Source organism: Streptomyces sp. NPDC026246 (genome assembly GCF_055567995.1).
Genome location: NZ_JBVHPJ010000004.1, coordinates 438,592 through 457,740 on the forward strand (window position 1 = coordinate 438,592; position 19,149 = coordinate 457,740).

Genomic DNA, 19,149 nt, shown 5'->3' on the forward strand with positions numbered 1-19,149 from the left:
GGACTCAGCGGTCTTCGACGAGGCGCACGAAGTCGCGTTCGTTGCGTTCGGCGCGGCGGACGTACCAGCGGGCGAGCAGCACCAGGGGCAGGTAGAGGCCGAAGCCGAGGACGGCCCACTCCAGGCGGCGGGCGCCGGGCAGCGCCGCGAACAGCAGGGGGAGCGGGCCGACGAGCAGGCCGAGGACCGCGAGGACGGTGAGGGCGGCGCGCAGCTGGCTGCGCATCAGGGAGCGCACGTAGGTGTGGCCGAGGGTGGTCTGCTCGTCGATCTCGGTGCGCGGCCGGTAGTAGGCGGATGGCGAGGGATGGCGCCCCCGGGAGCGCAGCCGGGCGTGCGGGAGGCTCTGGCGGGGCGGGCCGGTGACGACGACGCGGCGCTCGGTGTGGTCCTGGGGCACCGTCACGGCCTCCGCATCAGCAGGTCGCGCAGCTCCCGGGCGTGGCGCCGGCTGACCTGCAGCTCCTCGGAGCCGACGAGGACGCTGACGGTGCCGGCGTCGAGGCGGAGTTCGCCGATGTGGCGCAGGGCGACGAGGTGGCGGCGGTGGATGCGGACGAAGCCGCGGGAGCGCCAGCGCTCCTCCAGGGTGGACAGCGGGATGCGCACCAGGTGGCTGCCGCGGTCGGTGTGCAGGCGGGCGTAGTCGCCCTGGGCCTCGACGTGGGTGATGTCGTCGACGGCGACGAACCGCGTCACGCCGCCGAGTTCGACGGGTATCTGGTCCGGGTCGGGTTCGTGCACGGGGATGCCCGGGGCGGTGCCGCGCCGCTCGGCGGCCCGGCGCACGGCCTCGGCCAGCCGTTCCCTGCGCACGGGCTTGAGGACGTAGTCGACGGCCTTGAGGTCGAAGGCCCGGACGGCGAAGTCCTCGTGGGCGGTGACGAAGACGACGAGCGGGGGCCGGGCGAAACCGCCCAGCAGCCGGGCGAGGTCGAGGCCGTCCAGGCCCGGCATCTGGATGTCGAGGAAGACGACGTCGATCGCCTCGGGCCCGCCGGGGCCGGACTCCAGGGCACGGTTGATGCGGCGCAGTGCCTCGGTCGCGTCGCCGGCGCCCTCCGCGCTGCCGATGCGGGGGTCGGCCCGCAGCAGATAGAGGAGTTCCTCCAGCGAGGGGCGTTCGTCGTCGACAGCCAGGGCGCGCAGCATGACCCGGAGTGTAGGGGCGATCCCCGCGTGCGGACACGGGCCGGCGGTGATCGTTCGCAGCGGTCCCGTCGGCCGCGCCGGGCCGGGGGCGGGCCGGGGTGGTGGTGGATACAGTGCCCGCATGAACAGCAGGTCCGCGGCGTTCGACGAACTCGACCGGAAGATCATCACCGCGTTGATGGCGAACGCGAGGACGTCGTTCGCCGAGATCGGGACGGCGATCGGGCTGTCGGCCACGGCGGTCAAGCGCCGGGTCGACCGGCTGCGCGAGACGGGCGTGATCACCGGGTTCTCGGCCACGGTCAAGCCGTCGGCGCTGGGCTGGCGCACCGAGGCCTACGTCGAGGTGTACTGCGAGGGCGCGGCGCCCCCGCGGCGGCTGGCGGAGGTCGTGCGGGACTACCCGGAGATCGCCGCGGCGATGACCGTCACCGGCGGCGCGGACGCGCTGCTGCACGTGCGGGCGCGGGACGTGGAGCACTTCGAGGAGGTGCTGGAGCGCATCCGCCAGGAACCGTTCATCCGGAAGACGATCAGCGTGATGGTGCTGTCGCATCTGCTGCCGGAGAGTCCCGAGGCGGGAGCCAGTCAGCCGGCACCGGAGTAGCCCCGGCGGGTGGCGCAGCAGGCGTGCGCTGACCAGCTCGAAGACGCAGCATTCGTGCGTCGACGCGCAATCTTTGTTTCTTGTCGGGCCCGGCCCCTGATTCCTACCGTTGTGTCAACCACTCATTACGGACCGTGAGGAAGCGGAGGGACCCCTTCGTGCCCGACTCCCGTGTGCCGCGTCGGCGGCGCTACCTCGTCTGCGAGCCCAGACACTTCGCCGTGCAGTACGCGATCAACCCGTGGATGCACCCCGGCGAACCCGTCGACGTCCTCCGCGCCCTGGACCAGTGGCAGGCGCTGGTCGACACCTACCGCGCCCACGGCCATACCGTGGACATCGTGAAACCCGTGCCCGGTCTGCCCGACATGGTCTTCGCCGCGAACGCCGCGGTCGTCGTCGACGGCCGTGTCTTCGGCTCGCTGTTCCACGCCCCGGAGCGCCGTCCCGAGTCCGTGCCCTACGAGGCGTGGTTCAAGACGGAGGGCTACGAGGTGTACCACCCGGAGTCGGTGTGCGAGGGCGAGGGCGACCTGGTGCCGGCCGGCCGGTGGATCCTGGCCGGAACGGGCTTCCGCACCACGCGGGAGGCCCACAGCGAGGTGCAGGAGTACTTCGGTGTGCCGGTGGTGAGCCTGACGCTGGTGGACCCGTACTTCTACCATCTGGACACGGCGTTGTTCGTCCTCGACGACGGGCACGACGGGCACGACGGGAACATCGTCTACTACCCGGAGGCGTTCTCGCCGGGCAGCCGTGAGGTGCTGGCCCGGATGTACCCGGACGCGGTGCTCGCCACCCGGGAGGACGCGATGGCGTTCGGGCTCAACTCCGTCTCCGACGGACGTCACGTGTTCGTCTCGCCCGGGGCGTCGGGACTGGCCGCCCAGCTGGCCGACCGCGGCTACGTCCCGGTCCCCGTCGACCTGTCCGAGTTCCAGAAGGCCGGTGGCGGCATCAAGTGCTGCACCCAGGAGATCCGGGAGAACCGCTCATGACCGCACCCGTCCGCACCCAGGACTCGCCCGGGACCCGTGGCTCCGAGGAGCTGATCCGCGCCGAGGAGCCCGTCCTGGCGCACAACTACCATCCGCTGCCCGTCGTCGTGGCCCGGGCCGAGGGCACGTGGGTGGAGGACGTCGAGGGCCGGCGCTATCTCGACATGCTGGCCGGCTACTCGGCCCTCAACTTCGGTCACCGGCACCCGGCGCTGATCGAGGCGGCCCACCGCCAGCTCGACCGGCTGACCCTCACCTCGCGCGCCTTCCACAACGACCGGCTCGCCGCCTTCGCGGAACGGCTGGCGGGGCTCACCGGCATGGACATGGTGCTGCCGATGAACACCGGCGCGGAGGCCGTGGAGAGCGGTGTGAAGGTGGCCCGCAAGTGGGCCTACGACGTCAAGGGGGTCCCGCAGGACCGGGCGACGATCGTGGTCGCGGCGGACAACTTCCACGGCCGCACGACGACGATCGTCAGCTTCTCCACGGACGAGACGGCCCGGGCCGGCTTCGGGCCGTTCACGCCGGGGTTCCGGGTCGTGCCGTACAACGACCTGGCGGCGATGGAGGAGGCCGTCGACGAGACGACGGCGGCGGTGCTGATCGAGCCGATCCAGGGCGAGGCGGGCGTCATCATCCCCGACGACGGCTATCTGGCCGGCGTGCGCGAGCTGACCCGGCGCAAGGGATGCCTGTTCATCGCCGACGAGATCCAGTCCGGGCTGGGCCGGACGGGCCGGACGCTGGCGGTCGCGCACGAGTCGGTGGTGCCGGACGTGCTGCTGCTGGGCAAGGCGCTGGGCGGCGGCATCGTGCCGGTGTCGGCGGTGGTCGGGCGCCGGGAGGTGCTCGGGGTGCTGCACCCGGGTGAGCACGGCTCCACCTTCGGCGGGAACCCGCTGGCGGCCGCGGTCGGCACGGCGGTCGTCGAGCTGCTGGAGACGGGCGAGTTCCAGCGCCGGGCCTCCGAACTCGGCGAGGTCCTGCGCGACGGTCTGACCGGCCTGGTCGGCAGGGGCGTGGTCGGCTTCCGCTCCCGGGGCCTGTGGGCGGGCGTCGACGTGGACCCGGCGCTCGGCACCGGCCGCGAGATCAGCGAGCGCCTGATGCGCGAAGGCGTCCTGGCCAAGGACACCCACGGCTCGACGATCCGTCTGGCCCCGCCGCTGACCATCACGGCGGAGGAACTCACGGGCGCCCTCGCGGCGCTGGAGAAGGTCCTGGGCTGAGATCCGGCCGGGGGGGCCGCCCCGGCTCTCCCCGGCCGCCACCGGCGAGCCCCGGCGACGACCGCCGGCCCGCGCCCCCGCCGGCGGTGGCCCGGGCCCCGACCGGACCCTCCCGGGCCGCCCCCTGGCGCCGGAAGGGTGAAGATTGGGGCAAGAGGTGGTAGACCACTCTCAGCGACAGAGAGGTCGGCCGTGGGCGCACACGAGGAGTCCGGCGTTGCCCGGCATCGGTTCGACGTGGCCGACGCCGCGCCCCTGCTGCTCGATTCTCGGGGCGTGGTGACGGGCTGGACGGGCGACGCCCGGCGGCTGCTGGCGTACCCGGCGTCGGAGGCGGTCGGCAGGAAGCTGGCCGATCTGCTGGTCGCCGAGGACGCGCAGCGCGTACCGGACCTGGTGGAGCGGTGCCGCAGGGACGGCGGCTGGGCCGGGCTGCTGACGGCCCGGCGCAGGGACGGGCGGCGGGTGAGGGTCGCGGCCCGCATCGCCTCGGCCGAGGAGGCCCAGGGGGCCCCGCGCTGGCTGGTGCTGCTGTCGGAGCTGGCCGGCGCGACCGGCTGGGACATGAGCCGCACGGTGCTGGAGCAGATGGTGGCCGACGCGCCGGTCGGCATCGCGATCGTGGACACGGACCTGCGCTTCGTGTGGTCGAACACCGCTCTCGAGCAGTTCGGCGGCGGACCGGCGGCGAGCCGGCTCGGCCTGCGCTTCGCGGACGTCCAGCCCGGCATGGACGCCCAGGCGGTCGAGGCGCAGATGCGGCACGTGCTGGAGACGGGCGAAGCGGTGGTCGGCTACGAGCACGTCGGCCGAGTGCGGTCGGCGCCGCTGCGCGAGACGGCGCACATGCTGTCCTTCAGCCGGCTAGAGGACGACCAGGGGCGGCCGATAGGCGTCTACTACACGGTCGTCGACATGACCGAGCGGCACCGCGCCCGCCAGCGCCTGGCGCTGCTGGACCGGGCCGGGGAGAGCATCGGCCGCACCCTCGACCTCAACCGCACCGCGCAGGAACTGGCCGACGTGGCCGTACCGGGCGTGGCCGACTTCGTCTCCGTGGACCTGCTGGAGTCGGTCCTCGGGGGTGCCGAACCGGCTCCCGGGCCGCTCGCGGACACCGGGGAGCCGGTGGCGCTGCGCCGCGCCGGCTTCCGGTCCGCGCAGGAGGACCTGGTGGAGGCCGTCATCGCCATCGGCGAGGTCGTGGAGTTCCGGCCCGGCACGCCCCCGGTCCGCTGTCTGGCCACCGGGCGGTCCTGGCTCGGGGAGCGGATCGACCCGCAGGCCAGGGACTGGACCACGGACGTCCCCAGCGGCCGGCCCGCCACGTTCCGGGAACTGGGCCTGCACAGCGTGCTGACCGTGCCGCTCCGGTCACGCGGCATCACGCTCGGCGTCACCACCTTCTTCCGCCGGGACCGCCGGGAGTCCTTCGACGAGGGGGACCTGCGGCTGGCGGAGGACCTCGTGACGCGGGCGGCCGTGTGTGTGGACAACGCCCGCCGCTACACCCGTGAGCGGGACGCCGCGCTCGTGCTGCAGCGCAGTCTCCTGCCCCACCGCCTGCCCGAGCAGGGCGCGGTCGACGTGGCCGCCTGCTACCGGCCGGCCGACGAGCTGACCGGCCTCGGGGGCGACTGGTACGACCTGATCCCGCTGTCCGGTGCCCGGGTGGCGCTCGTGGTGGGCGAGGTGCCCGGGCACGGCATCGACGCCGCCGCGGCCATGGGGCAGTTGCGGACGGCCGTACGGACCCTGGCGGCACTGGACCTGCCGCCCGAGGAGGTGCTGGCGCACCTCGACGACCTGGTGGCCCGCACGGCGCGGGAGGACGGCGCCGAGCCGGGCACGGCGGGGTCGGCGGGTGCCCGGTGCGTGGGCGCGGGGTGCCTGTACGTCGTCTACGACCCGGTCGACGGCGGCTGCGCGATGGCCGCGGCCGGGCATCCCGCACCGGCCGTGGTCCGGCCCGACGGCTCGGTCGTGTTCGCCGACCTCCCGCAGGGCCCGCCGCTCGGCGTGGGCGGCCCGCCCTTCGAGGCGGTCGCGATGCGGCTCGACGAGGGCAGCACCCTCGCCCTGCACACCGACGGACTGCTCGCCCGGGGCGAGACCTGGGCGGTCGACGCCGGACGGGAGCGGCTGCGCCGGGCACTGGAGCACGGCGGGCCGCTGGAGACGTACTGCCGCACGGTGGTGGACGCTCTGGTGCCGGCCCGCCCCTACGACGACGTGGCCCTGCTGATGGCCCGGACGAAACGTCTCGGCAGTGGTCAGGTCGCCGACTGGGAGCTGCCCTCCGACCCGGCCGTCGTCGCCGAGGCCCGTCGCACGGCCACCCGGCAGCTGGCCCGGTGGGGCCTGGACGAGCTGGCCTTCACCACGGAGCTCGTGGTGAGCGAACTGGTCACCAACGCCATCCGGTACGCCACCGGCACGATCCGGCTCCGTCTGATCCGCGAGCGCACCCTGGTGTGCGAGGTGTTCGACGGCGGTGCCACCGCGCCCCATCTGCGGCACCCGCGTACGACGGACGAGGGCGGGCGCGGTCTGCTGCTGGTCTCCCAGCTCACCCAGCGGTGGGGCACGCGCTTCGTCGCCGACGGGAAGATCATCTGGGCCGAGCAGTCCCTCACGGACCTCCCGGACTGACATCCGGGCGGGGGTTGTCCAGGCCGTGCGAAACTGGGGTGATTCCGGCAGCAGTGAGGCGGCGGCCATGACGGAAACGGCGATCGACTTCTCCGCGGTCTTCCAGTCCCTGCCCGGCATGGTGGCCGTGCTGACGCCCCAGCTCGTGTACGCGGACGTCAACGCGGAGTTCGTCCGGGTCTCCGGCCGCACCCGCGAGCAGCTGGTCGGCCGCTACCTCTTCGACGTCTTCCCCGACAACCCCCACGACCCGCAGGCGACGGGCGTGCGCAACCTGAAGGCGTCGCTGTACCGCGTCCTGGCGACCGGCGAGCGGGACGCGATGGCCCTGCAGCGCTACGACGTGGAGGACCCGCAACGCCCCGGGGAGTGGCAGGAGCGCTACTGGAGCCCGGTGAACACTCCCGTGTCGGCCCCCGACGGACGGGTGGTACTCGTCGTGCACCGCGTCGAGGAGGTCACGGAGCTGATCCGGGCCCGGGGCCGTTCCGACGGCCATGGCGACGGCCGTGCCCGGGTGCTGGAGGCCGAGCTCTACACACGCGCCCGTGAGCTGCAGGAACTCAACGAGCGGCTGCGCCTTGCGCACTCGCGGGAGCGGGAGGTGGCGCTGGCCCTGCAGGAGGCCATGCTGCCCGCCGGGCCGCAGACCCGGCACCACCACCGGGCCGCCGTCCGCTACCGGCCCGCCGTCGGGGCGCTCAACGTGTGCGGGGACTGGTACGACCTGGTGGATCTGGTCGGCGGTCACCGCACCGGGGTGTCCGTCGGCGACGTCGTCGGGCACGGTCTGGGGGCCGCCGGGGTGATGGGCCAGCTGCGCAGCGCGCTGAGCGCGGCGTCCCGGGTCGCCGAGGGACCGGCGCAGGCCCTGGACGTGCTGGGGCGGTACGCGCACGTCGTCGACGGCGCCGAGTCGGCGACGGCGGTGACGACCTTCATCGACTTCGACCGGCAGACCATCACCTACAGCAGCGCCGGCCATCTGCCGCCCGTGCTCGTCCACCCCGACGGCCGTACGGAGTTCCTCGACCGGGCCACGGACACGCCGCTCGACGCACGCCCCGACCCGATCCCCCGGCCGCAGGCGGAGACGGCGTTCACGGCAGGTGCAACGCTCGTGCTCTACACCGACGGGCTGGTCGAACGCCGGCACGAGGACATCGACACCGGCCTGGAGCGGCTCGCCGACGCCCTGCGCCGGCACCGCGCCCTGGACCCCGAACTGCTGGCCGACACCGTCCTGCTGGAGCTGCTGCCGCCCGGCGGCGCCACCGACGACACCGCCCTCATCGTCGTGCGGCTGTGACTACAGCCGGGTTTTGCCGTGGTCGAGGAGCCGTACGCGGTCCACGTTCTGGCGGTCCTCCGGGTCCGTGCTGGGCCGGCCGGCGAACCAGGCGTCCAGGATCTCGCCGAGCACCGGCCCGGACGTCAGGCGCAGGCTGAGCGCGAGCACGTTGGCGTCGTTCCAGCGCCGGGCCCCGTCGGCGGAGTAGGCGTCCGTGCACAGGGCGGCCCGCACGCCGGGCACCTTGTTCGCGGCGATCGAGGCTCCCGTACCGGTCCAGCAGCACACCACCGCCTGGTCCGCCGTCCCCTCGGCGACCTCACGGGCCGCGGCCTCGGAGCACACCGCCCACTGCGGATCGTCGCCGGGGCGCAGCGCGCCGTGCGTCCGCACCTCGTGGCCCCGCTCGCGCAGCGCGTCCACGAGGGCCCGGGCCACGGGCTCGTCCATGTCCGAGGAGACAGAGATGCGCATGTCCGGAAGACTACCCGGACCAGGTGTCCGGCGGCTGCTCCTGCACCTACACTGGCACCCCACGACATGCCGGTTGACCTGCTGGAACGCGGTGGTCGAGTCCCCCGCGAGAGTCGAAGGGCGCCCGCTTTGTTCTACTACCTGCTGAAATACGTGTTGCTGGGTCCGCTGCTGAGACTGGTCTTCCGACCCCGGATCCAGGGCCTGGAGCACGTTCCGGCGGAGGGCGCGGCCATCGTCGCCGGCAACCACCTGTCGTTCTCGGACCACTTCCTGATGCCCGCGATCCTCAAGCGGCGCATCACCTTCCTCGCCAAGGCCGAGTACTTCACCGGCCCCGGCGTCAAGGGCCGGCTGACGGCGTTCTTCTTCCGCAGCGCCGGGCAGATCCCCGTCGACCGCTCCGGCAAGGACGCGGGCCAGGCCGCGATCCGCGAGGGTCTCGGCGTCCTGGGCAAGGGCGAGTTGCTCGGCATCTATCCCGAGGGCACCCGCTCGCACGACGGGCGGCTCTACAAGGGCAAGGTCGGGGTCGCGGTGATGGCGCTCAAGGCCGGCGTGCCGGTCGTGCCCTGCGCGATGATCGGCACCTTCGAGGCCCAGCCGCCCGGAAAGGTCGTCCCCCGTCTGCACCCGGTGGCGATCCGCTTCGGCGAGCCCCTGGACTTCTCCCGCTACGAGGGCATGGAGAACGAGAAGGCCGTGCTGCGGGCGATCACCGACGAGATCATGTACGCGATCCTGGCGCTGTCCGAGCAGGAGTACGTCGACCGGTACGCGGCCGACGTGAAGGCCGAGGTGGCCGCCGCCCGGCAGCGCAGGTTCCGGCGGTCGCCGCAGGGCTGACCTCTGCCGTCGGCAGAACCCCGTTCCCCGGCCCGCCCCGGAGGACCTACGGTCACGGCATGAGACGTGCTGTGGTGATCGGGGCGGGCGGGCAGATCGGCCGGCCGGTGGTGGCGGCGCTGGCCCGGGACGGCTGGGAGGTGACGGCCGCCTCGCGCGGCGGCGGCCGGGACGGCTCCTGGCCCGGCGAGGTGCGCACCCGGCGCCTGGACCGCGAGGACGACGCGGCGCTCGCCGCGCTGATCGGCGACGGCTGCGACCTGGCCGTCGACGTCGTCGCCTACGGGGCGCGCCACGCACGCCAGTTGACCGCCCTGGCGGACCGGATCGGCTCGGCCGTGGTGGTCTCCAGCGTCTCCGTGTACGAGGACGGCAGAGGCCGCGGATTCGACACCCAGGGCGAACCGGACGGCTTCCCCGAGTATCCGGTGCCGATCACGGAGGACCAGCCGACGGTGGCCGCCTCCGACGCCACGTACAGCACGGGCAAGGCGGCCCTGGAGGGCGAACTGCTCGCCGCCGGCGCCCGGTTGCCGACGACCCTGCTGCGCGCGGGCGCCGTGCACGGACCGCACAGTCCGCTCCCCCGCGAGCTGTACTTCGTGCAGCGCAACCTCGACGGCCGGCGCCGACGGGTGCTCGCGTACGGCGGCGGGAGCCGGTTCCACCCGGCGGCCGCCCGGAACATCGCCGAGCTGGTGCGCCTGGCCGCGGCCCGGCCCGGTTCCCGGGTGCTCAACGCGTGTGATCCGCAAGCGCCGACGGTGGCGGAGATCGGCGCGGCCGTCGACGCGGTGATGGGCGCCCGGACCGAGACGGTGGCACCGGCCGGGCCGGCGCCGTCTCCTTCGGTGGGCCGTACGCCCTGGTCGGTTCCGCATCCGGTGGTGTGCGACATGTCCGCCGCGCGACGGGAGCTGGGCTACCGGCCGGTGGTGTCGTACGCGGAGAGCCTGCCGGAGACGGTGGAGTGGCTGACCCGCCGTCTGTCCGGGCGGGACTGGCGGGAGGCGTTCCCGCTGCTGGCACGGGCCTACCCGGATTTGTGCGACTACGCGGCGGAGGACGCCTGGTTCGCGGCATGAGCGTGGGGCGGCCGGAGATCCGGCCGCCCCACGTCGTTCGGTCCGCTGCCGCTACGGCTTCGGCGTGGCGTGCGGCGCGCACGTGACGTCGGCGCCGTCCAGCTTGCCGGTGAGCAGGTAGGCGTCGACCCGCGTGTTGATGCACGGGTTGGTCAGCCCGGTGACACCGTGCGAGCCGGCGTCCTTCTCCGTGATCAGACGCGAGCCCTTGAACCGCTTGTGCAGTTCGACGGCGCCCTCGTACGGGGTGGCGGCGTCACGCTCGGACTGGACGATGAGCACGCCGGGCAGACCCTTGCCCGTCCTGACGTTCAGCGGCGTCTGCTGCTTGACCGGCCAGGTGGCGCACGGCAGGTTCATCCAGGCGTTGGCCCACGTCATGAACGGGTGGTCCTTGTGGAGCCGCGTGTTGTCGCGGTTCCACTTCTGCCAGCTGGTGGGCCACTTGGCGTCGGCGCACTCCACGGCCGTGTACACGGCGTTGCCGTTCTCCGAGGAGGCGTTGCCGACCGTGTCCGACAGGTCGGGGGCGGCGGCGTCGACGAGCGCCTGGGTGTCCCCGGCGACGTACTTGCTGAAGACCGAGGCGACCGGCGCCCAGGAGGAGTCGTAGTAGGGAGCGCTCTGGAAGAAGGAGATGAGCTCGGCCGGGCCCACGACCCCGCCGATCGGGTTCTTCTTCGCGGTGGCGCGCAGCTTCAGGTACTGCTGCTGGACCTCGGCGCGGGTGGCGCCCAGGTGGTAGGTCGCGTCGTTCTTCGCGACCCAGTCCTGCCAGTCCTTCCAGCGGCCCTCGAAGGCGACGTCCTGGTCCAGGTTGGCCTGGTACCAGATCTTCTCGCGGGAGGGGTTGACGACGCTGTCGACGACCATGCGGCGCACGTGGCCCGGGAAGAGCGTGCCGTAGACGGCGCCGAGGTAGGTGCCGTAGGAGACGCCCAGGTAGTTGAGCTTCTTCTCGCCGAGGGCGGCGCGGATGACGTCGAGGTCGCGCGCCGTGTTCGGCGTGGTCATGTGCGGCAGCATCCAGCCGCTGCGCTCGTGGCAGCCCTCGGCGTACTCGCGGGCCAGCTTGCGCTGGGCGCGCTTGTCGGCCTCGGAGTCGGGCACCGGGTCGGCCTTGGGCGCCTTGACGAACTCCTGCGGGTCGACGCAGGAGATGGGCGTGGACCGGCCGACGCCGCGCGGGTCGAAGCCCACGAAGTCGTACGCCTTGGCCGCGTTGGCCCAGATCGGGTTCTTGGACGTGACGCGGGCCGGGAAGCGCAGTCCGGAGCCGCCGGGGCCACCGGGGTTGTAGAGGAGCGCACCCTGCCGCTCGGCCTTCGTGCCGGTGTTGCCGATGCGGTCCACGGCGAGCTTGATCTGCTTGCCGTTCGGCTTGGCGTAGTCGAGCGGCACGGTGACGTACCCGCACTGGATCGGCTTGGCCAGGTTCCAGTCGGCGGGGCAGTCCTGCCAGTCGATGCCGGTCTTCGCGGCCCGGGCGGCGGCGACGGCGGCTCCGCGCGCCTCGCGGTCCTGGCCGTGGCCGCTGCCCGCGCTGGCGTTGGCCGTGGGCGCCGCGACGGCGCCGGCTATCAGCGTGGCCGTGACGAGCGCACCGGCCGAACCGAGCGCCGTCATACGCCTTGTCGGTCTCATACCCCTCAAGGGGGACCTCCCCGTACATCGTTGCGATCAGTACGGGGGATCCTCGCGGCTGCGAGGTGTCCGGGAACAGGGGCGGCCGCCCTTCTTTGCCAATCCGATAAACGGAGAAGTTGTGCTGCTGTACGGACGTGGCCCGGCTAGGCGAGCAGCAGCAGCGCCTCGTCGAGCACGCGCCGCAGGCGCAAAGCGTCCGGTGCCAGGGCGCTGACCAGCGCGGCGGGCCCGGCGAGCGGCATGAGACTGGCCGTCTCCCCCAGCATCCGGGCCGTCACCGGCCGTGCGGCGAACTCGGGGCGGACGACGACGAGCTGGCCGACGGCGCGCCGGCCGGCGAGCACGGCCGGGCCGTCCCAACCGCCCGGCGCGCCGGGCCCGCACGCCAGTTCCTGGTCGAGCACGACGCGTTCGGCGACCCGCACGGTCAGCCGGCTCGACAACCGCCCGGGCTGTTCCCCGGAGCGTCCCAGCACCTGCTCCTCGCGCAGCACGAGCCTCGCGGTGGGGGCCAGGTCGGCCCGGGTGGCGACGCGCAGGTCGCTGCCGCGCACCGAGATCAACTGCTCCGGCAGCCAGTGCAGTTCGGCGTGATCCGCGACGGACAGCCGGACGTCGTAGCGTGCCTCGTCCCCGGTCTGCCCGGGCAGTGCGAGAGTGGCGGCCGCGGACCCCACGGTCAGCCGGGCGCCCTCGTCCACGTGGCCCTCCACGGTGAAGTGGTCCCCGCCCAGTGGCCCGCTCATGGCACCCACCAGCACGACCCGTGCCTCGGAGCCGGTCGACCGGGTGCGGCGCAGGGCCAGGGGACCGTCGCTCTCCAGGACGGGCAGCGCGGTCCCGCCCCGCCCGTCGTCGCGGGCGACGATCCGTGCGACGGACCGCACCCCCGTGCCGTACGCGGTCACGCCGACCACACGGCGAGCCGGTCCCGCACCCACGCGGCGACGTCGGCCACCCCGGCCTCACCGCGCAACGACTGCAGGATGACGGGGAGTTCGCCCCGCTGCGCCCTGGCGTCGGCGGCCATCCGGGCCAGATCGGATCCCACGTACGGGGCGAGGTCGGTCTTGTTGACGACGAGCAGGTCGGCGGTGGTGACGCCGGGCCCGCCCTTGCGCGGGATGTCGTCGCCGCCGGCCACGTCGATGACGAAGATCTGCGCGTCGACGAGCCCTTTGGAGAAGGTCGCGGTGAGGTTGTCCCCGCCGGACTCGACGAGCACCAGGTCCAGCGGGCCGACCTCGTCCTCCAGGTCCTCCACGGCCTCCAGGTTCGCGGAGATGTCGTCCCGGATCGCGGTGTGCGGGCAGGCACCCGTCTCCACCGCGGTGATCCGCTCGGGCGGCAGCACGGCCTCCCGCAGCAGGAACTCGGCGTCCTCCCGGGTGTAGATGTCGTTGGTGACGACAGCCAGGGACAGTTCGTCGCGCAACGCCCGGCACAGTGCGGCCACGGTGGCGGTCTTGCCCGATCCGACGGGCCCGCCGAGCCCGACGCGCAGCGCCCGGCGACGGCCGTCGGGGCGCAGGGCGTCGGCGCCCACGGCGGCCGGGCCGTCGTGGGTGTGGTCGAGGTGCATGAGGCGACTCCTGCGGTCTTGTCGGAGGGGCGAGGTGCCCGAGAGGTGGATCTTCCGTCCGGTGGGCGCCGGGGCGGGGACATGGCCGGCTAAGAGGCGAACAGCCGCGTTCCCCAGGCCGCGTGTGCTTGTGCCCCCGTCTCCAGCAGCGGCGCCGACCCCGCGGGCAGCGCGTCGGTCCCTTCGTCGACGGCTCGGCGCGCCGCCTCCACCGCCCGGTCGGCGACCCGGTCCATCTCCGGTGCGAGCCGGGCCAGGACGCCCGTCGCGTCGAAGGGGTCCAGGCTCAGCAGGCGCACGGTCGCCGCCGCGGGTCCGCTCACGCTCTCGTACGCGGCACAGTACGCGGCGTCGGCCGGCCCCAGTCCCGCCGCCCGGGCGGTCAGGCCCAGCACCACCGGCTGATGGGCGCCCTTGGGGAACTCCCGGGCGAGTGCGTCGAGTTCGCGGGAGGGCCAGGTGGTCCGCGCGGCCCGCAGCAACTGCCGCCCCAGTTTCCGCGCGGCGGTCCGCAGCGCGGGTGAGGGCGTACGGGCGTCCGCCGCACGGTCCAGCGCGACCGCGTCGAGCCCGAGCGCGGCGGCCGCCGCGAGTCCGGCCGCCGTCAGGCCCGCCGTGTGCAGCCGTCCCCGGCAGAACTCCCCGAGGCTGACCGGCCCCGTGATGCGCCCGGCGCCGACGGCCGCCTCGGCGCCGCCGGAGTGGGCGTGGCCGCCGGCGGGGAACCGCCCGTCGGCCAGGATCAGCAGCGTCGCACGCGACATCGGATCACCCCGGGCCGTCAGAAGAGGAAGTACCGCTGTGCCATGGGCAGTTCCGCCGCCGGCGTGGCCTCGACCGGTTGGCCGTCGATGTGCACGGCGAAGCTGTCCGGGTCGATCCGCACGTCGGGCCGGGCGTCGTTCTCCCGCATGTCGGCCTTGGTGACGCCGCGGGTGGACTCGATCGGCACGAACCGCTTGCCGAGCCCGAGCCGTTCGGGCAGCCCGTCGTCGAGGGCCAGGGGTGCGACGAAGTTGACGGAGTTGGCGGCGGGCGCCCGGCCGATCGCCCCGAACATCGGACGCGGCAGGATGGGCTGCGGGGTGGGGATCGAGGCGTTCGCGTCGCCCATCTGCGCGTACGTGATCTGCCCGCCCTTGAGCACGAGGTGCGGCTTGACTCCGAAGAACGCCGGTTCCCACAGCACCAGATCGGCCAGCTTGCCGGTCTCCACCGAGCCGATCTCGCGGGCGAGGCCCTGGGCGAGAGCGGGGTTGATCGTGTACTTGGCGACATAGCGGCGCACGCGGTGGTTGTCGGCCCGCCCGTCCCCGGGCAGCGCGCCCCGGCGCAGCTTCATCGCATGGGCCGTCTGCCAGGTCCGCAGGACGACCTCCCCGACGCGTCCCATCGCCTGGGAGTCGGAGGAGATGATCGAGATGGCACCGAGGTCGTGCAGCACGTCCTCGGCCCCGATGGTGGACGGCCGAATGCGCGACTCGGCGAAGGCCAGGTCCTCCGGCACGGCCGGGTTGAGGTGGTGGCACACCATCAGCATGTCGAGGTGTTCCTCGGCGGTGTTCACGGTGAACGGCCGCGTCGGGTTGGTGGAACTGGGCAGCACGTGCGGCTCGGACACCACGGTCATGATGTCCGGCGCGTGCCCGCCCCCGGCGCCTTCGGTGTGGTAGGCGTGGATGCCGCGCCCGGCGATCGCGGCGAGCGTGTCGCCGACGAAGCCGGCCTCGTTGAGGGTGTCCGTGTGGATGGCGACCTGGATGCCGGTGCGCTCGGCGACGGTCAGCGCCGCGTCGATGACGGCCGGGGTGGAACCCCAGTCCTCGTGGAGTTTCAGGCCGAGCGCGCCGCCCCGGATCTGCGACAGCATCGCCTCGTGGGAGACGGTGTTGCCCTTGCCGAGCAGGCCGATGTTGAGCGGGTGGCCCTCCATCGCCTCCAGCATCCGCGCCAGGTGCCAGGGGCCGGGTGTGACGGTGGTGGCCTTGGAGCCCTCGGCCGGGCCGGTGCCGCCGCCGACGAGGGTCGTGACGCCCGACGCGAGGGCCTCGTCGGCGATCTGCGGGCAGATGAAGTGGACGTGGGCGTCGATGGCACCGGCGGTGAGGATGCGTCCGTTGCCGGCGATGATCTCGGTCTCCGGGCCGATGACCAGCTCGGGGTGGATCCCGTCCATGGTGTCGGGGTTGCCGGCCTTGCCGATGCCGGTGATCCTCCCGTCGCGGATGCCGACGTCGGCCTTGACGATCCCCCAGTGGTCGACGATCACCGCGCCGGTGACGACGGTGTCCGGCGTGCCCTCGGCGCGGGTGGCCCGGGCCTGGCCCATGGACTCGCGGATGACCTTCCCACCGCCGAACACGGCCTCGTCCCCCGCGAGTCCGGGCCCGCCGGAACGGTCCTCCTCGATCTCCACCAGCAGGTCGGTGTCCGCCAGGCGGATCCGGTCGCCGGTCGTCGGGCCGAACAGGTCGGCGTAGGCGGCACGCGAGAGCTCAGGCATCGAGGGGACCTCCCGTCCGGCCCCGCAGGCCGGGCACGATCCGGGCACCGGCGAGCGGGACGAGTTCGACCTCGACGGGGATGCCGGGCTCGAAGCGCACGGCGGTGCCGGCGGCGACGTTCAGCCGCTTGCCGCGCGCCACGGCACGGTCGAACTCCAGACCGGGATTGGCTTCCGCGAAGTGGTAGTGGGAGCCGACCTGGACGGGCCGGTCGGCGGCGTTGAGGACGGTGAGCCGGGTGACCTCGCGGCCGAGGTTGCAGACAATCGGCCCGTCGGCGAACAGGATCTCTCCGGGGATCACTGCGGCCCCCCGTCAGACGATCGGGTCGTGGACGGTGACGAGCTTGGTGCCGTCGGGGAAGGTGGCCTCGACCTGGACGTCGTGGATCATCTCCGCGATGCCTTCCATGACGTCGTCCCTGGTGAGCAGTTGACGCCCGGAGGACATCAACTCCGCGACGGTGCGCCCGTCACGGGCCCCCTCCAGGAGGTGCGACGTGATCAGGGCGACCGCCTCGGGGTGGTTGAGTCGCAGGCCGCGGTCCCGGCGTTTCTGCGCCACGTCGGCCGCCACATGGATGAGCAGTCGCTCCTGCTCGTGCGGGGTCAGCTGCACGTCCCACCTCACAGTCCTCGCTCCGGACCGTGCGGGGTCCGGTGGCCGCCGCCACGGGGCGACGAGCCGGGTGGCGTGCGCGGCAGGCTAGTGGGACCGCGTTTCGAGTGCGTTAACCGCGTGGCGCCGCGTCGGCGGCGGCGGACCGGGCCTCCATGCTCATCAGCGCCCGCAGCCCGTCCCGGAGGATCTCCACCGGGGCCGGGCCGAACAGGGACTGCTGGGCGATGAAGCCGAGCACGGAGGCGATCATCGTGCGGGCCACGTGGTCCGGTTCGACGTCCGCCCGCATCATCCCGGCCTTCTGGTAGGCCTCGACGATCCTGCCCCAGGACGCGCGGACCGAGCCGTAGCCCTCCCGGAGCAGGGCCGCGAGCTCCTCGTTGCGCAGGGTCTCCGTCCACACCTGGATCACGAGCCGGGGGAAGGCGGGCCTGCCGTCGACGACGAGGGACTCGCGGGCGCCGAGCGTCCTGCCGAGCACGGAGGCGACGAGTTCGTCGGGCGGTGGGGGCGGGGTCTGACGGGCCGCCTCCTCGAAGGCCTCCCGTACCGAGCCGAGGACCTCGGTCACGATCGCGCCGATCAGCTCCTCCTTGCCGCGGAAGTAGCGGTACACGGCACCCGCCGAGAGGTCGACCTCCTTCAGCACGTCCTGCATGGAGGTGGCGTGGAAGCCGTTGCGGGCGAAGCAGAGCGCGGCGCCGTCGAGGATCTGGCGGCGGCGGGCGTCGAGGTGTTCCTGGGACACACGGGCCATGCCCCCTAACGTAAAACGAATATTCATTCTTGACAAGGACGGACTCCGGGAGGACGGTGGAGGAAGCAAAACGAACGATCCTTCTTTTTGAGTTCCCGTTCCCTCCGCTCCCGCGGTCCTCTCCCTCAGGAGACCTCCATGTCCTCCCGCGCCCGCCCGCTGATCGCGGTCGTCGTCCTCGTGCCCGTCCTCGCCGCCCTGGCCCTGTGGGCCTTCGCCTGGCCGGCCTCCCGCACGGCCCCCCGTGACCTGCCGCTGGGGGTCGCCGGGCCGCCCGCCGCCGCGGCCCAGGCCGAGCGGCAGCTCCAGCAGCACGAGGGCGCCTTCGAGATCCACCGCTACGCCGACGAGGCCGCCGCCCGCGACGCCATCGAGGACCGGAGCGTCTACGGCGCGATCGTGGTGACGCCCCGGGGACCCGAACTGCTCACGGCGTCCGCGGCCGGGCCGGCCGTCGCCCAGTTCCTGCAGCAGGCCGTGGCCCGGCAGCCCTCCGCCGAGGGCACCCCCGTGCGGACGGTCGACGTGGTGCCCACTCCGGCGAGCGATCCCCGCGGCGTCGTGCTGAACGCCGCCGTGCTGCCGCTCGCCCTGGCCGGGATCGCGGCCGGAGCGGTGGTCACTCTGCTGGGACTGCGCGGCATCCGTGCCGTGACGGCACTGCTCGCCGCGTCCGCCCTGGTGGGCGCGGTCGCCGCCGGGATCGCGCACAGCTGGCTCGGAGCCCTCGCGGGCGACTGGTGGGTGGAGGCCTCGGCGCTCGGTCTGTCCACCCTGGCCGTCGGCGCGGCCGTCGCGGGTCTCGCCGCCCTGATCGGCCCCGCCGGCACGGGCATCGGGGCGGCCCTGGTGATGCTGCTGGGCAACCCCTTCTCCGGAGCCACCTCGGCCCCGCAGATGCTCCCGGAGCCGGCCGGGGCGATCGGCCAGTGGCTGCCGCCCGGCGCGGGCACGTCGCTGCTGCGCTCGGTGTCCTACTTCGACGGTGCCGCGGCGACCGGGCCGGCGCTCACCCTGGCCTGGTGGGCGGCGCTGGGACTGGGGGCCGTACTGCTCGGCAACACCCTGCGCGCCCGCAAGAAGAGCGGCGCCGTCGCCGAGGAACCGCGAGACCTCGCGACGGTCGGCTGACCGTACGCGACGGCCGTTGCCGGGCGACGGCACGCGAACGACCGTGCACTCCCGCTGTAGCGGACGGGGGTGCACGGTCCCGTCGTTCCTGCGGAGCCCGGCTCCCGGCCCTGTGGGGCAGTGAGACCCCGGGGGGCGGCGATGGACTTGCCGTGCCGGGGGACGACGGCACTCGCCCGGGCGCCCGCGACCGACAGCCCCGACCTTCCAGCGCGCCGCGCTGCCCACCGCCCTGGCGCTCCGTCAGCCGGCCCGGCCGAGCCTCCTCGGACGGATCAATCCGGCGCGTCGCGCTCACCCTGATGCACCAACGGGCGGAGACGGAACTGCACGCCGCCACGCCGGCCCGCGCTCCGGCGGCGTGCCGGGCCGCGAGCGACGCACCGCCCGCGTCACCCTTACGCCGGGGTCCGCCAGTTGAGGCGGGTCTGCAGCCGCGAGCGCGCCGGTCGGCGGAGCGTCCGGCTCCGAGTCGAAACCGACCAAATGGCGTACCCCTGTTCGGAGTAGACACGCGTCCGGCTTTCGCGTGGCTGAAGTTGCGCCATGGGCCTGACCGGTGGGCGGAAT

19 protein-coding genes are annotated in these 19,149 nt (G+C 73.5%); 8 read left to right on the forward strand and 11 right to left on the reverse strand.

What is annotated here, in order from left to right; all coding sequences use genetic code 11:
* Positions 1-4 precede the first annotated feature (4 nt).
* A complete protein-coding gene (locus ACZ4M5_RS13930; RefSeq protein WP_467736584.1) occupies positions 5-400 on the reverse strand; it encodes a hypothetical protein in 396 nt (131 codons plus the stop codon).
* A gap of 2 nt (positions 401-402) precedes the next feature.
* A complete protein-coding gene (locus ACZ4M5_RS13935) occupies positions 403-1,152 on the reverse strand; it encodes a LytR/AlgR family response regulator transcription factor (RefSeq protein WP_467736288.1) in 750 nt (249 codons plus the stop codon).
* A 121-nt stretch (positions 1,153-1,273) separates the two neighbouring features.
* Here ACZ4M5_RS13935 and ACZ4M5_RS13940 point away from each other — a divergent pair, with 121 nt between their 5' ends.
* From ACZ4M5_RS13940 to ACZ4M5_RS13960, 5 genes are all read left to right on the forward strand, one after another.
* On the forward strand, positions 1,274-1,759 hold the full coding sequence (locus ACZ4M5_RS13940) for an Lrp/AsnC family transcriptional regulator (protein WP_467736290.1): 486 nt from the start codon (positions 1,274-1,276) through the stop codon (positions 1,757-1,759).
* 158 nt (positions 1,760-1,917) lie between these two features.
* A complete protein-coding gene (ddaH, locus tag ACZ4M5_RS13945; protein WP_467736291.1) occupies positions 1,918-2,757 on the forward strand; it encodes a dimethylargininase in 840 nt (279 codons plus the stop codon).
* Entirely contained in the window at positions 2,754-3,989 is a 1,236-nt protein-coding gene (gene rocD, locus ACZ4M5_RS13950; RefSeq protein WP_467736293.1) for an ornithine--oxo-acid transaminase, read from the forward strand. The genes ddaH and rocD overlap by 4 nt, the downstream gene beginning before the upstream one ends.
* 192 nt (positions 3,990-4,181) lie before the next feature.
* Complete coding sequence (locus ACZ4M5_RS13955) at positions 4,182-6,641, forward strand: SpoIIE family protein phosphatase (protein WP_467736295.1); 2,460 nt, start codon at positions 4,182-4,184, stop codon at positions 6,639-6,641.
* 67 nt (positions 6,642-6,708) lie between these two features.
* Entirely contained in the window at positions 6,709-7,950 is a 1,242-nt protein-coding gene (locus ACZ4M5_RS13960; protein ID WP_467736297.1) for a PP2C family protein-serine/threonine phosphatase, read from the forward strand.
* On the opposite strand, the gene ACZ4M5_RS13965 is transcribed toward ACZ4M5_RS13960, so the two are convergent.
* The gene (locus ACZ4M5_RS13965; RefSeq protein ID WP_467736299.1) at positions 7,951-8,406 is read right to left on the reverse strand and encodes an RpiB/LacA/LacB family sugar-phosphate isomerase; all 456 of its coding nucleotides are present in this window, start codon (positions 8,404-8,406) and stop codon (positions 7,951-7,953) included.
* 129 nt (positions 8,407-8,535) lie between these two features.
* On the opposite strand from ACZ4M5_RS13965, the gene ACZ4M5_RS13970 reads away from it, so the two are divergent.
* Both ACZ4M5_RS13970 and ACZ4M5_RS13975 read left to right on the forward strand, forming a co-directional pair.
* On the forward strand, positions 8,536-9,252 hold the full coding sequence (locus ACZ4M5_RS13970; RefSeq protein WP_467736301.1) for a lysophospholipid acyltransferase family protein: 717 nt from the start codon (positions 8,536-8,538) through the stop codon (positions 9,250-9,252).
* A 59-nt stretch (positions 9,253-9,311) separates the two neighbouring features.
* Complete coding sequence (locus ACZ4M5_RS13975) at positions 9,312-10,337, forward strand: NAD-dependent epimerase/dehydratase family protein (protein ID WP_467736303.1); 1,026 nt, start codon at positions 9,312-9,314, stop codon at positions 10,335-10,337.
* 51 nt (positions 10,338-10,388) lie between these two features.
* On the opposite strand, the gene ACZ4M5_RS13980 is transcribed toward ACZ4M5_RS13975, so the two are convergent.
* The 8 genes from ACZ4M5_RS13980 to ACZ4M5_RS14015 form a co-directional block, all read right to left on the reverse strand.
* Entirely contained in the window at positions 10,389-11,981 is a 1,593-nt protein-coding gene (locus ACZ4M5_RS13980) for an alpha/beta hydrolase (protein ID WP_467736305.1), read from the reverse strand.
* Positions 11,982-12,127: 146 nt separating this feature from the next.
* A complete protein-coding gene (locus ACZ4M5_RS13985; RefSeq protein WP_467736307.1) occupies positions 12,128-12,901 on the reverse strand; it encodes an urease accessory protein UreD in 774 nt (257 codons plus the stop codon).
* On the reverse strand, positions 12,889-13,566 hold the full coding sequence (ureG, locus tag ACZ4M5_RS13990) for an urease accessory protein UreG (RefSeq protein ID WP_467736309.1): 678 nt from the start codon (positions 13,564-13,566) through the stop codon (positions 12,889-12,891). The genes ACZ4M5_RS13985 and ureG overlap by 13 nt, the downstream gene beginning before the upstream one ends.
* A gap of 89 nt (positions 13,567-13,655) precedes the next feature.
* Positions 13,656-14,330, reverse strand: coding sequence for an urease accessory protein UreF (locus ACZ4M5_RS13995; protein WP_467736311.1), 675 nt, complete (start codon positions 14,328-14,330; stop codon positions 13,656-13,658).
* 17 nt (positions 14,331-14,347) lie between these two features.
* Positions 14,348-16,069 carry an urease subunit alpha gene (locus tag ACZ4M5_RS14000; RefSeq protein WP_467736313.1) on the reverse strand — a complete coding sequence of 574 codons (1,722 nt, stop codon included), beginning with the start codon at positions 16,067-16,069 and terminating at the stop codon, positions 14,348-14,350.
* Complete coding sequence (locus tag ACZ4M5_RS14005; RefSeq protein WP_467736315.1) at positions 16,062-16,373, reverse strand: urease subunit beta; 312 nt, start codon at positions 16,371-16,373, stop codon at positions 16,062-16,064. Before ACZ4M5_RS14005 ends, ACZ4M5_RS14000 begins: the two co-directional genes overlap by 8 nt.
* A gap of 12 nt (positions 16,374-16,385) precedes the next feature.
* On the reverse strand, positions 16,386-16,688 hold the full coding sequence (locus tag ACZ4M5_RS14010) for an urease subunit gamma (protein WP_467736317.1): 303 nt from the start codon (positions 16,686-16,688) through the stop codon (positions 16,386-16,388).
* Between the two features lie 112 nt (positions 16,689-16,800).
* Positions 16,801-17,448, reverse strand: a complete 648-nt coding sequence (locus tag ACZ4M5_RS14015) for a TetR/AcrR family transcriptional regulator (protein WP_467736319.1) — start codon at positions 17,446-17,448, stop codon at positions 16,801-16,803.
* A 138-nt stretch (positions 17,449-17,586) separates the two neighbouring features.
* Between ACZ4M5_RS14015 and ACZ4M5_RS14020 the strand changes: the two genes are divergently transcribed.
* Positions 17,587-18,579, forward strand: a complete 993-nt coding sequence (locus tag ACZ4M5_RS14020; RefSeq protein ID WP_467736321.1) for an ABC transporter permease — start codon at positions 17,587-17,589, stop codon at positions 18,577-18,579.
* Positions 18,580-19,149: the final 570 nt, after the last annotated feature.